The following is a 16484-nucleotide window of genomic DNA, read 5'->3' as shown; positions in this document are numbered from 1 at the left end:
TTGTCCCAACGTACGGCCAGGCCGGTCGGATCCCACGATCGGTCGCCGGATCCGCGCTCCGCGCCGGTGCTAGCGTTCGGGCAACCGTCCGAGACGCCGCGGCTGGCGCCCGGGGTCGCCGGCGACGACGCCGCTGCGGCCCTGTCCTGGCCGCGCGCCGTCGCGCGCCCCAGGAGGACCGCCGTGCCCGCTGACGTCCGCATCCGCTACGGCGCCGACTACAACCCGGAGCAGTGGCCGCAGGACGTCTGGGACGAGGACGTGCGCCTCATGCGCGCCGCCCACGTCACGACCGCCACCGTCGGCGTGTTCTCGTGGTCGCGCCTCGAGCCGCGACCCGGGGAGTACGACTTCGCGTGGCTCGACGACGTGCTCGGGCGCCTGCACGCCGGGGGTGTCCGTGTGGTGCTCGCGACCGCGACGGCCTCCCCGCCCGCCTGGTTCGCCGCGCGGTACCCCGACTCCCTGCCCGTGACCGAGGACGGCGTGCGGCTGGCCTTCGGCTCACGGCAGCAGTACTCGCCGTCGTCCCCGGACTACCTGCGGCACGCGCTCGCCCTCGTCGAGCAGGTCGCCTCGCGCTACGCCGACCACCCGGCGCTGGAGATGTGGCACGTCAACAACGAGTACGGCTGCCAGGTGTCGCGCTCGTACGACGCGCACAGCGCAACGGCCTTCCGTGCGTGGCTCGCGCGCCGCTACGGCGACGTCGAGGAGCTCAACCGTGCCTGGGGCACGGAGTTCTGGTCGCAGCGGTACGGGTCCTTCGACGAGGTCGGCGTGCCGTCCGCCGCACCCGCGACCCGCAACCCGACGCAGGTGCTCGACTTCCGGCGCTTCAGCTCCGACGCGATGCTCGCGCTGCACCAGGCCGAGGTCGAGGTGATCCGCCGGTACAGCCCCGACGTGCCGGTCACCACCAACTTCATGGGCTTCTTCGAGGGTGCGGACTACTGGGCGTGGGCGCCGTTCGTCGACGTCGTCAGCGACGACGCGTACCCGGACCCCGTCGACCCCGCCGCGTACGTGCGGCTCGCGGCGCAGCGTGACCTCGTGCGCGGGCTCGGCGGCGGCCGGCCGTGGCTGCTGATGGAGCAGGCGACCGGCGCCGTGAACTGGCGTGCGCGCAACGCGCCGCGTCCGCGCGGGCAGCACCGGGCACAGTCCCTGCAGGCGGTCGCGCGCGGTGCCGACGGCGTCCTGCACTTCCAGTGGCGGCAGTCGGCGTCGGGGGCCGAGCGGTTCCACTCGGCGATGGTGCCGCACGCCGGCCCGGACTCGCGGGCGTTCCGGGACGTCGTCGCGCTGGGGGAGGAGCTGGCGGGTCTGACGGACCTGATCGGCTCGCGCGTGAGCGCGCACGTCGCGCTGGTCCTGGACTGGGACTCCTGGTGGGCGCTCGAGCAGGACGCGGTGCCGACGCGCGTCGAGTACGTCGAGCGGTTCCTCGACTGGTACGCGCCCTTCCTGCGGCGCGGGGTCACGGTCGACGTCGTGCCGGCCGGTGCCGACGTCGTCGGGTACGACCTCGTCGTCGCGCCCGTCCTGCACGTCGCGCGCGGGGCGCACCTGGAGGCGCTGGACGCGTACGTGCGCGGGGGTGGGCACCTGGTCGTGACGTACGCGTCGGCCGTGGTCGACGAGGACCTGCGGGTCCACCTCGGCGGGTACCTCGGGCCGCTGCAGGGGACCCTCGGCGTCCGGGTCGAGGAGCTGGCGCCGACCGCCGGCCCGGGCGGCAGCCCCGGCCCCGCACTGCGGCTCACCGGCGGGCTGGAGGGTGCGGCCTCCCTGTGGCAGGACGTGCTGGTGGTGGACGACGCGGAGGTCGTCGCGACGTTCGCCGACGGGTACGCGGCGGGCGGTGCGGCCGTGACCCGGCGCGAGCACGGGGACGGCGTCGCCTGGTACGTCGCGACGCAGCCCGCGGCCGACGTCCTCGACGCCCTGGTCGACCGGGTGCTGGGCGAGGCCGACGTGGCGGCGCTGTTCGCCGCACCCGTCCAGGGAGTCGAGGCCGTGCGGCGCGGCGACCGCCTCGTCGTCGTGAACCACACCGGCGCCCCCGTGAGCGTCGACGTCGCGGGGACGCGCACGGACCTGGCCGCCCACGACGCCCGGGTGCTGCCCGCCGACCCGGCCTGAGCACGCCCGCACCGTGCGGGCCCCGTCAGGGGTGGTGGTGCGGCGCCGGGGAGGCCGTTCCTCCCGGCTCGACGACGACCAGCTGACCCATGAGGCCCTCGTCCTCGTGCAGCAGCAGGTGGCAGTGGAACATGTACGGCGTGGTCGGGTCCGCGTGGTCCTCGAAGCGCATGACCAGCCGGTACGTGCGCCGCGGCTCGAGGTACACGGTGTCCTTCGCGCCCGCGAGCGCGGGCGGTGGTGCCTCGCCGTCGATGTCGAGGACCCGGAACTGCACGTCGTGGACGTGGAAGTTGTGCGGGAACAGGTCGAGGTTGCGGACCTCCCAGAGCTCCGTCGCGCCCTTCTCGACGGTCGCGTCGACGCGGTCCATGTCCATGCGTCGACCGTTGATCTGCCGTCCCTGGAGGTCGAACGTGCGGGTCACGGTCGCCTCCGGGAGCGGCTCGAGCGTCGTCAGCGTGGCGGCGACGGGCGGTGACGGTGCCAGGTCCTGCGCGGCGCGCAGCTCCAGGACGTCGAACGTGTCGTTCGCGCCCATCGCGTAGCCCGCGACGACGCGCCCCAGGTCCGGCGGGTACGACCGCAGGCGCACGCGCTCGCCCGGTGCCACCGTCACGACGACCTCGGCGCGCTCGCCGGGGGACAGCTGCACCCGCGTCGTCGGGACCGGCTCCGGCAGCAGCCCGCCGTCGCTGGCGACCTGCAGCACCTCGCGGTCGTCGGCGAACCCGAACGCGTACGTCCGTGCCGTCGACCCGTTGAGCAGGCGCAGCCGCACGCGCTGCGTCGTCGCCTCCAGGTAGGCGCCGCGCACGCCGTTGGCCGTGACGAGCGACCCCAGGACGCCCAGCTCGCCGCCACCGCTCAGGTCGAGGTCGCCGTCCGCGTCGAGCTTGCGGTCCTGCACGACCACGGGGACGTCGTCCACGCCGTACTCGTCGGGCAGGCCGACGTCCGCCGCAGCCGGGTCGTCCAGCAGGAAGAACCCGGCGAGCCCTCGGTAGATGTGCTCCTCGGTGCGGCCGTGCGGGTGCGGGTGGTACCAGAGCGTCGCGGCGGGCTGGTCGATCCGCCACGTCGGGCGCCAGGTCGCGCCGGGCTCGACGGGCTGGTGGGGACCGCCGTCCATCGCCGCGGGCAGGTGCATGCCGTGCCAGTGCACGCTCGTCGCCTCGGGCAGCGTGTTGCGGACCTCGACGGCGACCTGCTCGCCGCGGGACGCCCGCAGGGTCGGGCCCAGCAGGTCGCCGTCGAACCCCCAGGTCGGGGTGTCGACGCCCGGCACGAACCGGGTGGTGCCCTCCTGCGCGGTGAGCCGGAACGTGCGCGTCCCGTCGGCGCCGACGTGCGACGGCGCGAGCGGCGGTACGGGCAGCGGGGCGTCGAACGTCTCGGGCACGTCGACGGGCGACACGGACACGCCACCGCACGCGGACAGCCCGGCGACGACCAGGGCCGCCGCGGCGACCGCGGCCGCCGCGCGGGACACCCTCACGGCCGTCGCCCCCGCAGCTGCTGCACGCCGCTGCCGAGCAGGCCGGCGCCCGCGCCGAGCAGGGCGCCCCACGTGAGCTCCCAGCCGGCCGCGAACAGCACGACGAACGTCGGACGGGGCTCCTCGTGACCGAACGCCAGGGACAGCGCCACCAGGACGGCGCCGTACAGCAGGCCGGCGAGGGTGCCGGTGAGCACGGGCCGGGGGGCGTCGAGCAGCCCGAGCACGGCGACCCAGGTGAGCGCCGTGACGGGCAGGACGACCGCCGCGAGCGTGAGGTCCGACAGGCCGACGGCACCCAGGGCGGGCCACAGCGCGACCGTCGCGGCGAGCGCGACGACGAGTCTGCCGCGGACGCGCCGGGCAGGCGCGCGCGGAACGGATGTGCTGGTCAGGGGCATGTTCTCCATGTCCGACGACGCTAGGCACCGCGGCCTGCGGGCGAATCCGTCACGTGTCGCCGGCTGCGCACGTCGACGGTCGACGCAGGGGTAGGCACCAGGCGACGGCGGAAGTCGACCGCTCGGGGATGTCCCTGAGCGCGCCGCGTTCCTACGCTCGGGGTGTGAGACCCCCACCTGCAGGGACGCGCGCCACCGACCTCGGGCTCGCGGTCGGCACCGTCGCGGTCGTCGCGTTGACCATCGGCGCCGGCGTCGCGGCCGAGCGCGCGCCGTCACCCGTCCCCTACGCCTTCGCGCTGGGCTTCGGGGCCGTGCTCCTGGCGCGCCGGCGGTGGCCCGTGGCCGTCCTGGTCGTCACCGTGCTCGGGATCTTCGCGTACTACGCGCTGGGCTTCCCCGCGATCGGCCAGGCGCTGCCGGCCGCTGCCGCGCTGTACTCGGCGGCCGAGCTGGGGCGCACCCGCGTCGCCCTGGTGGTCGGGGCCGTGCTCGTCGGGGTCGCGGCGTACTTCCGCATCGCCGAGGGCCTGCCCGCCACGTACCTGCTGAGCTACGAGCTGCTGACGAACGTCGCGCTCGTCGCGGCGGCGGTCGCGCTGGGGGTCAGCGTGCGCGTGCGCCGGGAGGCGCGGGCCGACCAGGAGCGGCTGCGCGTCGCGGCGCTGGCGGAGCAGGCGGCGGACGCCGAGCGCCGGCTCGAGGCGCAGCGCGTGCGCATCGCGCGAGACCTGCACGACAGCATCGGGCACACCGTGGCCGTCATCGCGGTCCACGCGGGCGTCGCCGCGGAGGCCGTCGGGCGGGACGACGCCCTGGTGACCTCGTCGATCGCGCAGGTCCGCGACGCGACGCGCTCCACGCTGCGCGAGCTGCGCGCCACCGTGCGGCTGCTGCGCACCACGGGGGACGATCCCGCGCGCGGTGCGGTCGGGCTCGCGGGCGTGCCGGCCCTCGCGGCCTCCGCGCGCGCCGCGGGGCTCGACGTCGACGTGCGGCTCGACGTGCCCGACGGCACCCTCGACGGTGCGATCGGCGCCGCCGCGTACCGGATCGTGCAGGAGGCGCTGACGAACGTGCTGCGGCACGCGGACGCGAGGCGCGTCGACGTCGAGGCGTGCGTCACCGACGGGTGGCTCGACCTGCGGGTGCGTGACGACGGCACCGGCCCGGGCGGGCGCGGGCCGGGCGACGGCCAGGGGCTGCGCGGCATGGCCGAGCGGGCCGGGCTGCTCGGCGGGACGCTGACGTCCGGACCCGCGGACGGCGGCGGGTTCGTCGTGCACGCCCGCCTGCCTGCGAGGCTCGACGCATGATCACCGTCGTGCTGGTCGACGACCAGGAGCTGTTGCGCGCGGGCCTGCGCAGCCTCGTCGAGCGCGACGGCGACATCCGCGTCGTCGGGGACGCCGCCACCGGGCGCCAGGGCGTCGCGCGCGTGCGCGAGCTGCGGCCCGACGTCGTCCTCATGGACGTCCGCATGCCCGACCTCGACGGCATCGAGGCGACCCGCGCGATCGTCGCCGACCCCGCGCTCGCGGACGTCGCGGTGCTGGTGCTCACGACGTTCGACGAGGACGAGAACGTGTTCGCCGCGATCCGCGCTGGCGCCGCCGGGTTCCTGCTCAAGGACGTCGCCCCCGACGAGCTGCGGCAGGCGGTGCGCACGGTCGCCGCGGGCGAGGCGCTCCTGGACCCGGCGGTCACGCGGCGGGTCATGCGGGCCGCCGCCGCAACGCCGCCGCCGAGCGACGCGTCCCGCCTGTCCGGGCTCACCGAGCGGGAGCGCGAGGTGCTGCGCGAGGTCGGCCGGGGCCGGTCCAACCAGGAGATCGCCGCGAGCCTGTACCTGAGCCCCGCGACCGCGCGCACCTACGTCAGCCGCCTGCTCACCAAGCTCGACGCGCGCGACCGCTCGCAGCTCGTGGTCCTCGCGTACGAGACGGGCCTGGTGGGCGGGGGCCCGACACCCTGACGAGGCGTCAGCGGCGGCGTGCCACCAGGACCGCGTCGCGGACCGGGACGTCGACGCCGTCGTGCCGGTGCGTGCGCTCGACGACCCGAGGCTCGATCGTGCGCCACTGCGTCGGGTCGAGGTCTGCGGCGACCTGCTCGGCCGTGTAGCCCAGCCGCGCGAGGTGGGGCCGCGGCACGGGGCCGTCCACGTCCGACGGGTCGTGCCCGACGACGAGCAGCGTGCCGCCCGGGGCGACCGCGTCGGCGAGCCACGCCCAGCCGCGCCCGCCCTCGGCGTGCAGGTAGTGCGACGTCACCAGGTCGTAGCGTGCCGAGGGCGTCCACGTGCGCAGGTCCGCCTGCTGCCACGTGACGTCGAGGCCGCGTGCGGCGGCCTGCGCGGCGCCCCGGTCCAGTGCCGTCTGCGACGCGTCGACGGCCGTGACGCGCCACCCGCGCTCGGCGAGCCACAGCGCGTCGGCGCCCTCGCCGGCGCCCGCGTCCAGGGCCGTCCCGGGGGTCAGGTCGGCCGCGACCTGGGCGAGCGTCGGGTTCACGTGCCCGCTCCACACGCGGTCGAGGGTCCGGTACCGGTCCTCCCACCACGCGGGGTCGAGCTCCTCGGTGCTGCCGGGGTCGTCGGTCATGACGGGCTCCTCACGGGTCGGGACGTCGCGGTGGTGGGTGGCGTCAGGCACGGGCGGCGGCGAGGTCGGCCGTGACGAGCGCCAGGTTGACCTGCGCCCCCACGGCCGATCCGGCTGCGATGCTCGACGCCAGCGCGTGCTGCGGCCCGGTGACGTTGCCCGCGGCCCACACGCCCGGGACCGAGGTCGCGCCCGCACCGTCCACCCGCACCGCGCGGCCGAGGTCCTCGTCCGGCGAGCCGACGGGATCGGTCGCGAGGCCGAGGCCGTCGACGACCGCGTCGGCGAGGACCGCGCGCGGCGCGACGAAGACCGCGTCGCACGGGACCGCCGTGCCGTCCGCGAGGAGCAGACCGGTCAGTGCGTCGCCCTCCACGCGCACTCCGGTGACACGCCCTGCCGCGACCCGCACGCCGCGGGCCGCCAGGTCGGCGCGCTCGTCGGCGTCCGGGTCGAAGGAGTCGTCCAGGACGACCGTCACGTCGTCGCTCAGCTGACGGACCAGCAGCGCGCGGTGGACGGCCGAGGAGCCCGACGCGAGGACCGCGAGCCTGCGGTCCCGCACCTCCCAGCCGTGGCAGTACGGGCAGTGCAGGACGTCGCGCCCCCAGCGCTCGCGCAGGCCCGGGACGTCGGGCAGCTCGTCGCGCAGGCCGGAGGCCAGGACGAGCCGACGCGCGCGGTGCGCGGCCCCGTCGCCGGTGCGGACCTCGAATGCCGGTTCGTCGCCCGGCAGGCGGCGGGCCTCGACGACGCGGGTCGGCACGACCTGCACGCCGTACCGCTCGACCTCGGCGCGGCCGGCCGCGAGGATCTCGGTGGGCGGGGTGTCGTCGTGGGTGAGCAGGTTGTGCGCGCGGTCCGCGACGGCGTTGCGCGGCTCGCCGGCGTCGAGGACACGCACGCTGCGGCGGGACCGGCCGAGGCACAGCGCGGCGGACAGCCCGGCGGCACCGCCACCGAGCACGAGGACGTCGACGGGGGCGAGGGGCTCCGTGGTCATGCACCGAGCGTGCGGTGCGAGCGGCGGCTTGACAAGTGGAGTTGCCGGGACGGCAAATGAGGCATGGTCGAACTGGATGCGGTGCTCGGCGCGGTCGGTCCCCGGCTCCGGTCGCTGCGGGAGCACCGGGAGGCGACCCTCGCCGACGTCGCGGCCGTCACCGGCATCTCGGTCAGCACCCTGTCCCGCCTGGAGTCCGGGCTGCGGCGTCCCACGCTCGAGCTGCTGCTCCCGCTCGCGCGCTTCCACGAGGTGACTCTCGACGAGCTCGTCGAGGTCCCCGCGGGTGACGACCCGCGCGTCGTGCCGCACCCCACCGTGCGCCACGGCGTGACGTACGTGCCGCTGACCCGGCGCACCGAGGGACCGCGCGCGTACCGGCTGGTCTACCCGCCGCGGACGCCCGCCGAGGTCGGCGAGCCGCGCGTGCACGACGGCTACGAGTGGCTCTACGTGCTGAGCGGCACGCTGCGCCTCGTCCTGGGCGGCCGGTCGCTCGACCTCGTCGCGGGGGAGGCCGCCGAGTTCGACACCCGCGTCCCGCACTGGCTGGGCAACGTGTCCGACGGCCCGGTCGAGGTCCTGGCCCTCTACGGACCCCAGGGCGAGCGCATGCACGTGCGGGCGCGTCCGCGGCGTCGCGACGCCTGACCGCGAGCCGTCAGCCGAGCGTCGCCGCGACGACCAGCAGCACCGGCACGCACAGCACCGTCGTCACCAGACCCGCGTCGCGCGCGAGCGCCTCCCCGTGGCGGTACTGCATCGCGTAGACGAGCACGTTCTGCGCCGTCGGCAGGGCGGCCATCGCGACGACCGCGAGCAGCGCGGGCGCGGGCAGCCCCAGGGCCGTGCCGACGCCCCACGTCAGCACGGGGTGGACGACCGAGCGCAGCCCGACGGCCAGCGCGAGGTCGCGCCGCGGCGCCGAGGCGCCCGTGCCCCGCGGGACGGCGAGCGACATGCCGAAGGTGATGAGCGCGAGCGGCGCGGCCGCGGCCCCGACGAGGGTGAACGGCTGCAGGACGACGTCCGGCAGCGACCAGGGGAGCGCCGCCAGCACCAGCCCGGTGAGCGTCGCGACGATGATCGGGTTGCTCACCGTGCGTCGGGCGACCGCCGCGACCCGCAGCCCGACGGGGACCGGGCTGCCCTCCCGGCGCGCGGGGGTGGCGTGCGAGCCCGCGGGGTGCGCGTCCAGGACGGCGAACGCGACCGGCGCCAGCACCAGGAGCTGGAACAGCAGCGTCGGGACCACGGCGACGGGGTCGTCGAGCAGGTACACCGCCAGCGGCAGGCCGATGTTCCCGGCGTTGACGTACGACGAGGACAGCGTGCCCACGGTGACGTCCGCGGGGGAGCGGCGCCACACCAGGCGCAGCACGACGACCGCGAGCAGGGCCACGAGCGCGGTGCACGACCACGTCACGACGGCCGTGCGCGACACGAGCAGGTGCAGGTCGGCGCGCGCGACGGTCGCGAGCAGCAGCGCCGGCGCCGCGACGGCGAACACCACGCGCGCCAGCACCGGCGCGGCCCGCTCGCCCAGCACGCGCCACCGTCCCAGCACCCAGCCGAGGGCGACGACGGCGCCCATCGTGCCCAGCGCGGACAGGACGGCTGCCATCAGCGCGTCCGCCGACCGGCGGCGGACAGCGAGGCGCTCGGTGTCACGTCCTCGATCCTCGCACGCGACCAGGTCCCGGAACCGGAGCGCGACAGCGAGGTGCAACCGAAGGGTTGCGATTTCGCCGGAACCGGTGCACGCTGTTCTGCAACGGACGAGTTGCACGAAGGAGATCGCCATGACCCAGCACCAGACCACCGCCCTCGTCGACGACCCCACGTCGACCGTGACCCGTACGGTCCGCGTCGACGCCCCGCCCGCCCGCGTCTTCGAGGTCCTCACGCGCGAGGACCTCGTCGCGCAGTGGTTCGGCCAGCGGGCCTCGCTGCCGGACCTGCGCGTCGGCGCGACCGGCACCCTCGGGTGGGACGGTCAGGACGACGTGCCCGTGCGGATCGAGGCGTACGACCCGCCCCGCCGCTTCGCGTTCGCGTGGCCCGGCTGCGGTGGTGACCTGACGGACGCGACCGCCCTGACCGTGACCTTCACGCTCGAGCCCGACGGCGACGGGACGCTGCTCACGGTCGTCGAGACCGGGTTCGACAAGCTCGGCGACGAGCGGCTGCGCCAGCTCGCGGACCACCGCGACGGCTGGACGTCCGAGCTCGACGAGCTCGTGCGGCTGGTGCGCGACGGGGTCGCGGCGTGACGTCCGCGACCGGCACGACCGACGTGGTCGCGGTGTGCGCCGCCCTCGGTGACGAGACGCGGTGGCAGGTGCTCACCGAGGTCGGTCGCGGGGAGGCGTCGGCCTCGGCGCTGGCCGAGCGCCTGCCGGTGACGCGGCAGGCGATCGCCAAGCACCTCGCCGTGCTGGCCGAGGTGGGTCTCGTCGAGCCCGTGCGCGCCGGACGTGAGGTGCGCTACCGCGCCGTCGGTGCGCGCCTCGGGCTGCTCGCGCGGACGCTCGAGGCCGTCGGCGCGCGCTGGGAGGAGCGCCTGGCCGCGATCGCACGTCTCGCGGAGTCCCCGCCGCGCTGACGGCGCCACCCACCGCCGAGCGCGGACCGTCCGCGGTCCGCGCTCATCGGCGTGCCCGGGGACCCGGACCACAGTGCGGACGACCACCCGGGGCCGTGCGACGCGCGCGTAGCGTCACAGACGTCGTGACACGGGGTGCCGCACCAGCGGCTGAGATCACACCCGTCGAACCTGATCTAGGTCGCACTAGCGAAGGGATGTCGCGCATGTCTCCCATGCGTCCACCGCTGCACGCCCACCCGCACCGTCGCCGGGGGCGTCTCACCCCCTGACGTCGACGCGCCCGCCGCGCGTTGCTCCGCAGGCCCACCGGTCGCCCACGCGTCCGGCGATCTCGCACGCCCTCCTGGAGACCCCATGACACGCCACCGCCTCGCGCTCGCCGCCTCCCTGCTCGCCGCCGCGCTCCTGCCCGCCGCCTGTGCCGACGGAGCGGCCACCGACGCCGACCGTCCCGTCGTCCGGTTCGCGCTCGACTGGACGCCCAACACCAACCACACCGGCCTGGAGGTCGCGCTCGCCCAGGGCTGGTTCGACGACGCCGGCCTCGACGTCCAGGTGCTGCCGTACACCGACGTCCAGCCGGACGCGCTGATCGACGCCGGTGCCGCCGAGGCGGGCATCAGCTTCCACGGGGACTCGGTGCTCGCCCAGGCGGCCGGCGCCGACGTGGTCGCGGTGCTGGCCCCGCTGCAGCACTGGGCGTCGGCGATCGCGGTGCGTGCCGACGACGCGACGATCACCCGCCCGCGGGACCTCGACGGACGCGTCTACGCGGGGTTCGGCGGACCGGCGGAGGTGCCGCTGCTGCAGGCGGTGATCCGCGCCGACGGCGGGCGCGGTGACGTCACGGCCGTGACCCTGGGGACCAGCGCCTACGCCGCCCTGTACGCGGGGGAGGCCGACGTCGCGATCCCGTTCGTCGCGTGGGAGGGGCTCGCGGCGCAGCGCGTCGGCACACCCTTGCGGTACTTCCGGTACACCGACTACGGGTTCCCCGACGCGTACGCGGTGCTCGTCGACGCCCGCCGCTCCTGGGTGGCCGACGAGCCGGAGGTCGCCGCCGCGTTCGTCGACGCCCTGCGGCGCGGCTACCAGTACGCCGCCGACCACCCCGACGAGGCCGCGGAGCTGCTGGTCGCCGCACACCCCGACGCGTTCGCCGACCCCGGCATGGTCGTCGAGAGCCAGCGTCTGCTGGCGGCCGAGTACATGCGCGCCGCCGACGGCACCGTCGGCGGCATCGAGACCGCGCAGCTCGCCGGCTACGGCGACTTCCTGCTCGAGCAGGGCCTGCTGGCCGGACCCGACGGGGACGTCCTGACGACCCGGCCCGACTGGTCGACCTTCCACGTCGACCTCGGCGGCGAGCCGTGACGGACGTGCCAGGGCGTGCGCTCGCCGTGGGCGTCGGTGGCCTCGCGCTGCTGGGCGTCTGGCAGGTGGTCGTCGCGACGGGCGACGTCGCACCGCGGCTCCTGCCGTCCCCCGCCCGGGTCGCGCAGCAGGCGTGGACGCACCGGGACGCCCTCGCGACGCACGCGGGCGCGACGCTCACGGTGACGCTGGTCGGGTTCGCGGTGTCGGTGGCGGTCGCGTGGGCGCTGGCCGTCACGCTCGACCGGCTGCCGCGCCTGCGGACGGGTGTGGTGCCGCTGCTGGTGGCGTCGCAGACCGTGCCGGTGCTGGTCGTCGCGCCGCTGCTCGTCCTGTGGTTCGGGTTCGGGTTGGCGCCCAAGGTGCTGGTCGTGACGCTCGTGACGTTCTTCCCCGTCGCGCTGGGGCTCGTCGAGGGGTTCGCGGCGGCCGGGCCCGGGGCGTCGGCGCTGCTGGCGACGATGGGCGCGAGCCGGTGGCAGGAGTTCGTGCACGTGCGGCTGCCCGCCGCGATGCCGCGGTTCTTCACGGCGCTGCGGATCGGCGTCACGTACGCGGTGGTGGGGGCCGTCGTCGCGGAGTACGCGGGTGCCGTGCAGGGCCTCGGGACGTACATGACGATGCAGCGGGCCGCGTTCCGCACCGACCTGGTGCTCGCCGCCGTCGGGGCGTGCGCCGCGCTCACCCTCGCGCTGTACGCCCTGACCTGCGCGGTCGAGCGCGTCGTCGTGCCGTGGGGCCGTGCGCGGCGGGTGCGGCGTGGCTGACGCGCTGCTGCAGGTCCGCGACGTGCACCTCGCGCTGCCGGCCGCCGACGGGCCGCGGCCGGTGCTCGCCGGCGTCGACCTGGCCGTGCCCCGCGGGTCGTTCACGTGCGTCGTCGGGCCCTCGGGGTGCGGCAAGAGCACGCTGCTCGGGGTCGTCGCCGGCCTGCGTCGCCCCGACCGCGGACAGGTGCTGCTGGACGGCTGCGACGTCACGGGCGTCCCGGGACGGGCCGCGTGGATGGCGCAGGACGACCTGCTGCTCGAGTGGCGCACGGTCCTCGACAACGTCGCCCTCGGCCTCGAGGTGCAGGGCGTGCGCCGACGTGACGCACGCGAGCGGGTGCGGGACCTGCTCGTCGAGTTCGGCCTCGCCGACCACGCCGACGCGCGCCCCTCGGAGCTGTCCGGTGGCCTGCGGCAGCGCGCCGCGCTGGCCCGGACGGTCGCGCAGGGGCGTGACCTGCTGCTGCTGGACGAGCCGTTCGGTGCGCTCGACGCCCTGACGCGGCTGCACCTGCAGCGCTGGCTCGCGGCGACGTGGGCGCAGCACCGCTGGACCGTCGTCATGGTGACGCACGACGTGCGCGAGGCCGTGGCCCTCGCCGACCAGGTCGTGCGCCTGTCCGGGCAGCCGGCCCGCGTCGCGGCGCGTCACCCGGTGGACGACCCCCGCCCGCGGCACCCGACCCGTCCCGGTGCGGGGGCGCGCGCGGTCGAGCACAGCGTGCTCACCGGGTTGGGCGCGCTCGGGGTCGCGGACGCGGAACCGGACCGTGCGCGTCACGACCCGTGACGGCGGTGGGCCGCGCGGCCTGCCGTCGCGGATGGCGCGGTTCGGCCGGCGGACCGGGCCCGCCCGGCACTAGCCGACGAGGTACTCGTACGGTGCGACGCTCACGCCCTCGACGACGAGACGTTCGTCGTCGCCTGCCTGCGGATCCAGCAGCGCCGGGTCCAGCGAGCCCATGGAGAACAGGGCGAACCCCACGCGGAAGTCGACCCCGATGTCCGACGGCGTGTACTCGTAGCCGCGCGCCAGGAGGTCGGCGACCACCTCGTCGAGGAAGCGGTAGGTGAGCTGCACGCCGTCGAAGAACACCTCGTTGCCGTCGCCCTGACCGCCGTACGCCACCTGCACGATCTCCACCCGGTCGTCGTCCGAGTAGTCGACGACGAGCGCCGGGGTGGTCGCGTACACGTCGCGGTGGCCGTCGCCCTCATGCACGGGCGGCCCGAGCCGCACGGCGACGTCCTCACGGGCGTCACCGATGCTGACCCCGTCGACGCCCACCCCGGGCAGGATCTCCATGACCTGACGATCCCACACCAGCAGATCGACACAGGCGCACCGACGCGGTCCCGTCGCACACCGGCCGCCGAGCCCCGCATGGACCCCGTGAAACCGCCCTCGGGGTGGGTGATGACGCACTGGACGACGTCGTCACCCTGCTGCCAGCTCTCCTCGGTCGGGTGAAGGGGACGAAGTCGAGCGTCGACTCCTCGGACGACGTGCCGACGAAGTCCTCGAAGGCGTCGGCGTCAGCGAGCGGCGGGGATGGGGGCCAGGCCCTGCACGGCGTTCGCGACCGCGTCACGGAACGCGGTCGACGAGGCGATCGGACCGGGGAAGACCTCGTCCAGGGCGAACAGCCGCCCGACGGGGTCCGGGCCGCCGACCGCGTCGGCCAGCCGTGCGGCCATCGGGTCGTCGAGCTCCACCCGGCGGCCGTCCACGACCAGGTCGCCCGCGGCCGCGGCCTGCACGTACGCCACCCACCCCGCGACCGCGTACGCCGCGGCGTGCGGCACGACCCCCGCCGCGAGCCGGTCGGCGACCGTCCCCAGCAGCCGCTGCGGCAGCTTCTGCGACCCGTCCATCGCGACCTGCACGGTCGTGTGCCCGGTGCGGGGGTTGGCGAACCGGTGCAGCACCTCGTCGCGGTACGCGTCCAGGTCCAGGCCCTCCGGCGCGACGAGCGTGGGCAGCACGTCCTCGTCGACGAGCGCGCGGGCGAGCGCCTCCAGGTCGGGGTCGGCGACCGCCTCGGCGATGGTCGCGTGCCCGCGCAGCGCGCCGTGGTACGCCAGCGCGGAGTGCGTCGCGTTGAGGATCCGCAGCTTGGCGCGCTCGAACGGTGCGACGTCGTGCGTCAGCGTCGCTCCCGCGAGCTCCCACGCGGGACGCGGGCCGGCGAACGCGTCCTCGACGACCCACTGGAAGAACGGCTCGCCGACGACGAGGCCCGCGTCGCGCAGGCCCAGCATCGCGGCGGCCTCGGCGCGGTGCGCGCCGGTGGTCGCGGGCACGATCCGGTCGACCATGGTCGACGGGAAGCGCACGGACGACGCGACCCACGCGGCCACGTCGTCCGCGCCCGGCACGGCCGCCAGCGCCTGCCCGACCAGGCTCGCGAGCACCGCGCCGTTGTCGCTGAGGTTGTCGCAGGACACCACGGTCAGCGGCGCGCGGGACGTGCGGTACCGCCGGACGAGCCCGCGCACGAGCATGCCGATCGGCGTGAGCGTCGCGGCCTCGTCGTCGCGGACGAGCTCGCTCGCCGCCGACCCCAGGTCGGCAGCCACGTCGTGCGCGGCGGTGTCGAGCCGGCCGTCGGCCGCGCGCCGGTAGCCCTTCTCCGTCACCGTCAGCGTCACGACGTGCGTCGTGGGTGCCGCGATCGTGGCGAGCACCAACGGGGTGTCCCGGCCCGGGTAGGCGACGGCCCGCACGGCACCGACCACGCGCAGCGACGTGGTCCGCGCGCCGGTGGTCAGCACGCCGTACAGGCCGTCCTGCGGACCGAGCTGGTCGACCACCCGCGGGCTGCGCTGCGTCACGCCGAGCAGACCCCACCCCGTCTCGCCCGTCGCCGCCGCCGCGTCCTCGGTGCACACGGCCTGGTGCGCGCGGTGGAACGCGCCGATGCCGAGGTGCACCTGGCCCACGGTCAGCGTGTCGGGGTCCACGGGCGGGCCCTGCACCCCGTCGGGAAGGCCGTGCGCGACGCGGTCCGCCCACGTGGTGGCGGACAGGCGAGGCAGGGTCATCGGGGCTCCGGGGGGTGGGGAGGGGGTGCGGTGGTGCCGCGAACCACGAGCTCGACGGGCAGGAGGGTGGTCGGCGCGTCCGGGTCCCGGGGGCCCAGCAGCAGGTCGACGGCGGTGCGGCCGAGGCGCGCGAGAGGCATCGCCACCGTCGTGAGAGCGGGGGTGACGAGGGTCGCGACGGGGACGTCGTCGAACCCGACGACCGACACGTCGTCGGGGACGCGCAGGCCCCGCGCCCGCAGCCGGTCGACGATGCCGAGGGCCATGAGGTCGTTGTGCGCGAGCACGGCCGTCGCCCCGCTCGCGATCACCAGGTCGGCCGCGCCGACGCCCCCGGCGAACGCGGGCGGGTGGGCCCCCAGGTCGACCAGCTCGACGTCGAGGTCCAGCGCCTCGAGTCCGTCGCGGCGACGCGCGTCGGACCAGGAGCCGGCCGGCCCACCCGCGTACGCGACCCGGCGGTGCCCCAGCGTGTGCAGGTGCCGCACCGCCTGGCGGACGCCGCCGCGGTTGTCGACGGCCACGGACGGGAGCCCGGCGCCCTCCCGGTTGACCAGCAGCACCGGCCGGCCGACGGCGGCCACGGTCGCGAGGTCGTCGTCCGACATGCGCGGCGAGCACAGCAGCACGCCGTCGGCCTGTGCGCCCAGCTGGGCGACGAGCTCGGCCTCCAGCAGCGGGTCCTCCTCGGCGTCCGCGACCACGACCGCGTGGCCCGACGCGCGGGCGCGGGACTGCACCGCCTTGGCGACGGCGGCGAAGAAGGGGTTCTCCAGGTCCGGCACGACGAGGCAGAGGTACCCGCTGCGGCCGGTGATGAGCTCGCGCGCGGCCCGGTTGGGGCGGTAGCCGAGCTCCCGGGCGACGCGGCGCACCAGCTCGCGGCGCTCGGGTGCGACGAGGTGCGGGGCGGACAGCGCGCGCGAGGCGGTCGCGGCGGAGACGCCCGCAGCACGTGCGACGTCGCGCAGCGTGACGGCCATCGGGACTCCTGTCGGCGTCGGGGCGCGTCCGCCGCGGCGGCACCGGGGCAGACG

The 16484-nt window shown here is 76.1% G+C and carries 17 protein-coding genes and 1 riboswitch; of the genes, 9 read left to right on the top strand and 8 right to left on the bottom strand.

Annotation, left to right across the window (positions count from 1 at the left end; translation table 11 throughout):
* Positions 1 to 183 precede the first annotated feature (183 nt).
* Positions 184 to 2145 carry a beta-galactosidase gene (locus NP048_RS15530; protein WP_227576525.1) on the top strand — a complete coding sequence of 654 codons (1962 nt, stop codon included), beginning with the start codon at positions 184 to 186 and terminating at the stop codon, positions 2143 to 2145.
* 25 nt (positions 2146 to 2170) lie between these two features.
* On the opposite strand, the gene NP048_RS15525 is transcribed toward NP048_RS15530, so the two are convergent.
* Positions 2171 to 3643, bottom strand: coding sequence for a multicopper oxidase family protein (locus NP048_RS15525; RefSeq protein ID WP_227576524.1), 1473 nt, complete (start codon positions 3641 to 3643; stop codon positions 2171 to 2173).
* Positions 3640 to 4053 (bottom strand): hypothetical protein, encoded by a 414-nt coding sequence (locus NP048_RS15520; protein WP_227576523.1) that lies wholly within the window; start codon positions 4051 to 4053, stop codon positions 3640 to 3642. Before NP048_RS15520 ends, NP048_RS15525 begins: the two co-directional genes overlap by 4 nt.
* A gap of 155 nt (positions 4054 to 4208) precedes the next feature.
* Here NP048_RS15520 and NP048_RS15515 point away from each other — a divergent pair, with 155 nt between their 5' ends.
* Together NP048_RS15515 and NP048_RS15510 are read left to right on the top strand one after the other, a co-directional pair.
* The gene (locus NP048_RS15515; RefSeq protein WP_227576522.1) at positions 4209 to 5360 is read left to right on the top strand and encodes a sensor histidine kinase; all 1152 of its coding nucleotides are present in this window, start codon (positions 4209 to 4211) and stop codon (positions 5358 to 5360) included.
* Complete coding sequence (locus tag NP048_RS15510; protein WP_227576521.1) at positions 5357 to 6019, top strand: response regulator; 663 nt, start codon at positions 5357 to 5359, stop codon at positions 6017 to 6019. The genes NP048_RS15515 and NP048_RS15510 overlap by 4 nt, the downstream gene beginning before the upstream one ends.
* A 7-nt stretch (positions 6020 to 6026) precedes the next feature.
* Here the strand turns inward: NP048_RS15510 and NP048_RS15505 are convergent, their stop codons facing one another.
* On the bottom strand, positions 6027 to 6647 hold the full coding sequence (locus NP048_RS15505; RefSeq protein ID WP_227576520.1) for a class I SAM-dependent methyltransferase: 621 nt from the start codon (positions 6645 to 6647) through the stop codon (positions 6027 to 6029).
* 43 nt (positions 6648 to 6690) lie between these two features.
* Positions 6691 to 7650 carry an NAD(P)/FAD-dependent oxidoreductase gene (locus NP048_RS15500; RefSeq protein WP_227576519.1) on the bottom strand — a complete coding sequence of 320 codons (960 nt, stop codon included), beginning with the start codon at positions 7648 to 7650 and terminating at the stop codon, positions 6691 to 6693.
* A 63-nt stretch (positions 7651 to 7713) separates the two neighbouring features.
* On the opposite strand from NP048_RS15500, the gene NP048_RS15495 reads away from it, so the two are divergent.
* On the top strand, positions 7714 to 8301 hold the full coding sequence (locus NP048_RS15495; RefSeq protein ID WP_227576518.1) for a helix-turn-helix domain-containing protein: 588 nt from the start codon (positions 7714 to 7716) through the stop codon (positions 8299 to 8301).
* Between the two features lie 10 nt (positions 8302 to 8311).
* Here NP048_RS15495 and NP048_RS15490 read toward each other — a convergent pair whose 3' ends face one another.
* Positions 8312 to 9274: an AEC family transporter gene (locus tag NP048_RS15490; RefSeq protein ID WP_227576517.1), complete on the bottom strand. Its 963-nt coding sequence runs from the start codon at positions 9272 to 9274 to the stop codon at positions 8312 to 8314.
* Positions 9275 to 9452: 178 nt separating this feature from the next.
* Here NP048_RS15490 and NP048_RS15485 point away from each other — a divergent pair, with 178 nt between their 5' ends.
* From NP048_RS15485 to NP048_RS15465, 5 genes are all read left to right on the top strand, one after another.
* Entirely contained in the window at positions 9453 to 9923 is a 471-nt protein-coding gene (locus tag NP048_RS15485; protein WP_227576516.1) for an SRPBCC domain-containing protein, read from the top strand.
* On the top strand, positions 9920 to 10255 hold the full coding sequence (locus tag NP048_RS15480; RefSeq protein ID WP_227576515.1) for an ArsR/SmtB family transcription factor: 336 nt from the start codon (positions 9920 to 9922) through the stop codon (positions 10253 to 10255). Before NP048_RS15485 ends, NP048_RS15480 begins: the two co-directional genes overlap by 4 nt.
* 121 nt (positions 10256 to 10376) lie before the next feature.
* Positions 10377 to 10470, top strand: a riboswitch (TPP riboswitch).
* Positions 10471 to 10612: 142 nt separating this feature from the next.
* The gene (locus tag NP048_RS15475) at positions 10613 to 11632 is read left to right on the top strand and encodes an ABC transporter substrate-binding protein (RefSeq protein WP_227576514.1); all 1020 of its coding nucleotides are present in this window, start codon (positions 10613 to 10615) and stop codon (positions 11630 to 11632) included.
* Positions 11629 to 12399: an ABC transporter permease gene (locus NP048_RS15470; protein WP_227576513.1), complete on the top strand. Its 771-nt coding sequence runs from the start codon at positions 11629 to 11631 to the stop codon at positions 12397 to 12399. The genes NP048_RS15475 and NP048_RS15470 overlap by 4 nt, the downstream gene beginning before the upstream one ends.
* A complete protein-coding gene (locus NP048_RS15465; RefSeq protein WP_227576512.1) occupies positions 12392 to 13192 on the top strand; it encodes an ABC transporter ATP-binding protein in 801 nt (266 codons plus the stop codon). The genes NP048_RS15470 and NP048_RS15465 overlap by 8 nt, the downstream gene beginning before the upstream one ends.
* Before the next feature lie 69 nt (positions 13193 to 13261).
* On the opposite strand, the gene NP048_RS15460 is transcribed toward NP048_RS15465, so the two are convergent.
* The 3 genes from NP048_RS15460 to NP048_RS15450 form a co-directional block, all read right to left on the bottom strand.
* A complete protein-coding gene (locus NP048_RS15460; protein WP_227576511.1) occupies positions 13262 to 13708 on the bottom strand; it encodes a hypothetical protein in 447 nt (148 codons plus the stop codon).
* A gap of 230 nt (positions 13709 to 13938) precedes the next feature.
* On the bottom strand, positions 13939 to 15447 hold the full coding sequence (locus tag NP048_RS15455; RefSeq protein ID WP_227576510.1) for a mannitol dehydrogenase family protein: 1509 nt from the start codon (positions 15445 to 15447) through the stop codon (positions 13939 to 13941).
* Complete coding sequence (locus tag NP048_RS15450; protein ID WP_227576509.1) at positions 15444 to 16430, bottom strand: LacI family DNA-binding transcriptional regulator; 987 nt, start codon at positions 16428 to 16430, stop codon at positions 15444 to 15446. Before NP048_RS15450 ends, NP048_RS15455 begins: the two co-directional genes overlap by 4 nt.
* Positions 16431 to 16484 lie beyond the last annotated feature (54 nt).

Source organism: Cellulomonas xiejunii, from assembly GCF_024508315.1.
Taxonomy (GTDB): Bacteria; Actinomycetota; Actinomycetes; order Actinomycetales; family Cellulomonadaceae; genus Cellulomonas; species Cellulomonas xiejunii.
Note: the sequence above shows the minus strand (reverse complement) of the source record. Positions and strands in the feature narration are given on the sequence as shown.

What these genes read in the sequence shown, in the direction of transcription:
- NP048_RS15520 (WP_227576523.1), bottom strand. Translation starts at nt 4,053, where the DNA reads ATGGAGAACATGCCCCTGACCAGCACATCCGTTCCGCGCGCGCCTGCC.
- NP048_RS15510 (WP_227576521.1), top strand. Translation starts at nt 5,357, where the DNA reads ATGATCACCGTCGTGCTGGTCGACGACCAGGAGCTGTTGCGCGCGGGC.
- NP048_RS15505 (WP_227576520.1), bottom strand. Translation starts at nt 6,647, where the DNA reads ATGACCGACGACCCCGGCAGCACCGAGGAGCTCGACCCCGCGTGGTGG.
- NP048_RS15500 (WP_227576519.1), bottom strand. Translation starts at nt 7,650, where the DNA reads ATGACCACGGAGCCCCTCGCCCCCGTCGACGTCCTCGTGCTCGGTGGC.
- NP048_RS15495 (WP_227576518.1), top strand. Translation starts at nt 7,714, where the DNA reads ATGGTCGAACTGGATGCGGTGCTCGGCGCGGTCGGTCCCCGGCTCCGG.
- NP048_RS15490 (WP_227576517.1), bottom strand. Translation starts at nt 9,274, where the DNA reads ATGGCAGCCGTCCTGTCCGCGCTGGGCACGATGGGCGCCGTCGTCGCC.
- NP048_RS15485 (WP_227576516.1), top strand. Translation starts at nt 9,453, where the DNA reads ATGACCCAGCACCAGACCACCGCCCTCGTCGACGACCCCACGTCGACC.
- NP048_RS15475 (WP_227576514.1), top strand. Translation starts at nt 10,613, where the DNA reads ATGACACGCCACCGCCTCGCGCTCGCCGCCTCCCTGCTCGCCGCCGCG.
- NP048_RS15460 (WP_227576511.1), bottom strand. Translation starts at nt 13,708, where the DNA reads ATGGAGATCCTGCCCGGGGTGGGCGTCGACGGGGTCAGCATCGGTGAC.
- NP048_RS15455 (WP_227576510.1), bottom strand. Translation starts at nt 15,447, where the DNA reads ATGACCCTGCCTCGCCTGTCCGCCACCACGTGGGCGGACCGCGTCGCG.
- NP048_RS15450 (WP_227576509.1), bottom strand. Translation starts at nt 16,430, where the DNA reads ATGGCCGTCACGCTGCGCGACGTCGCACGTGCTGCGGGCGTCTCCGCC.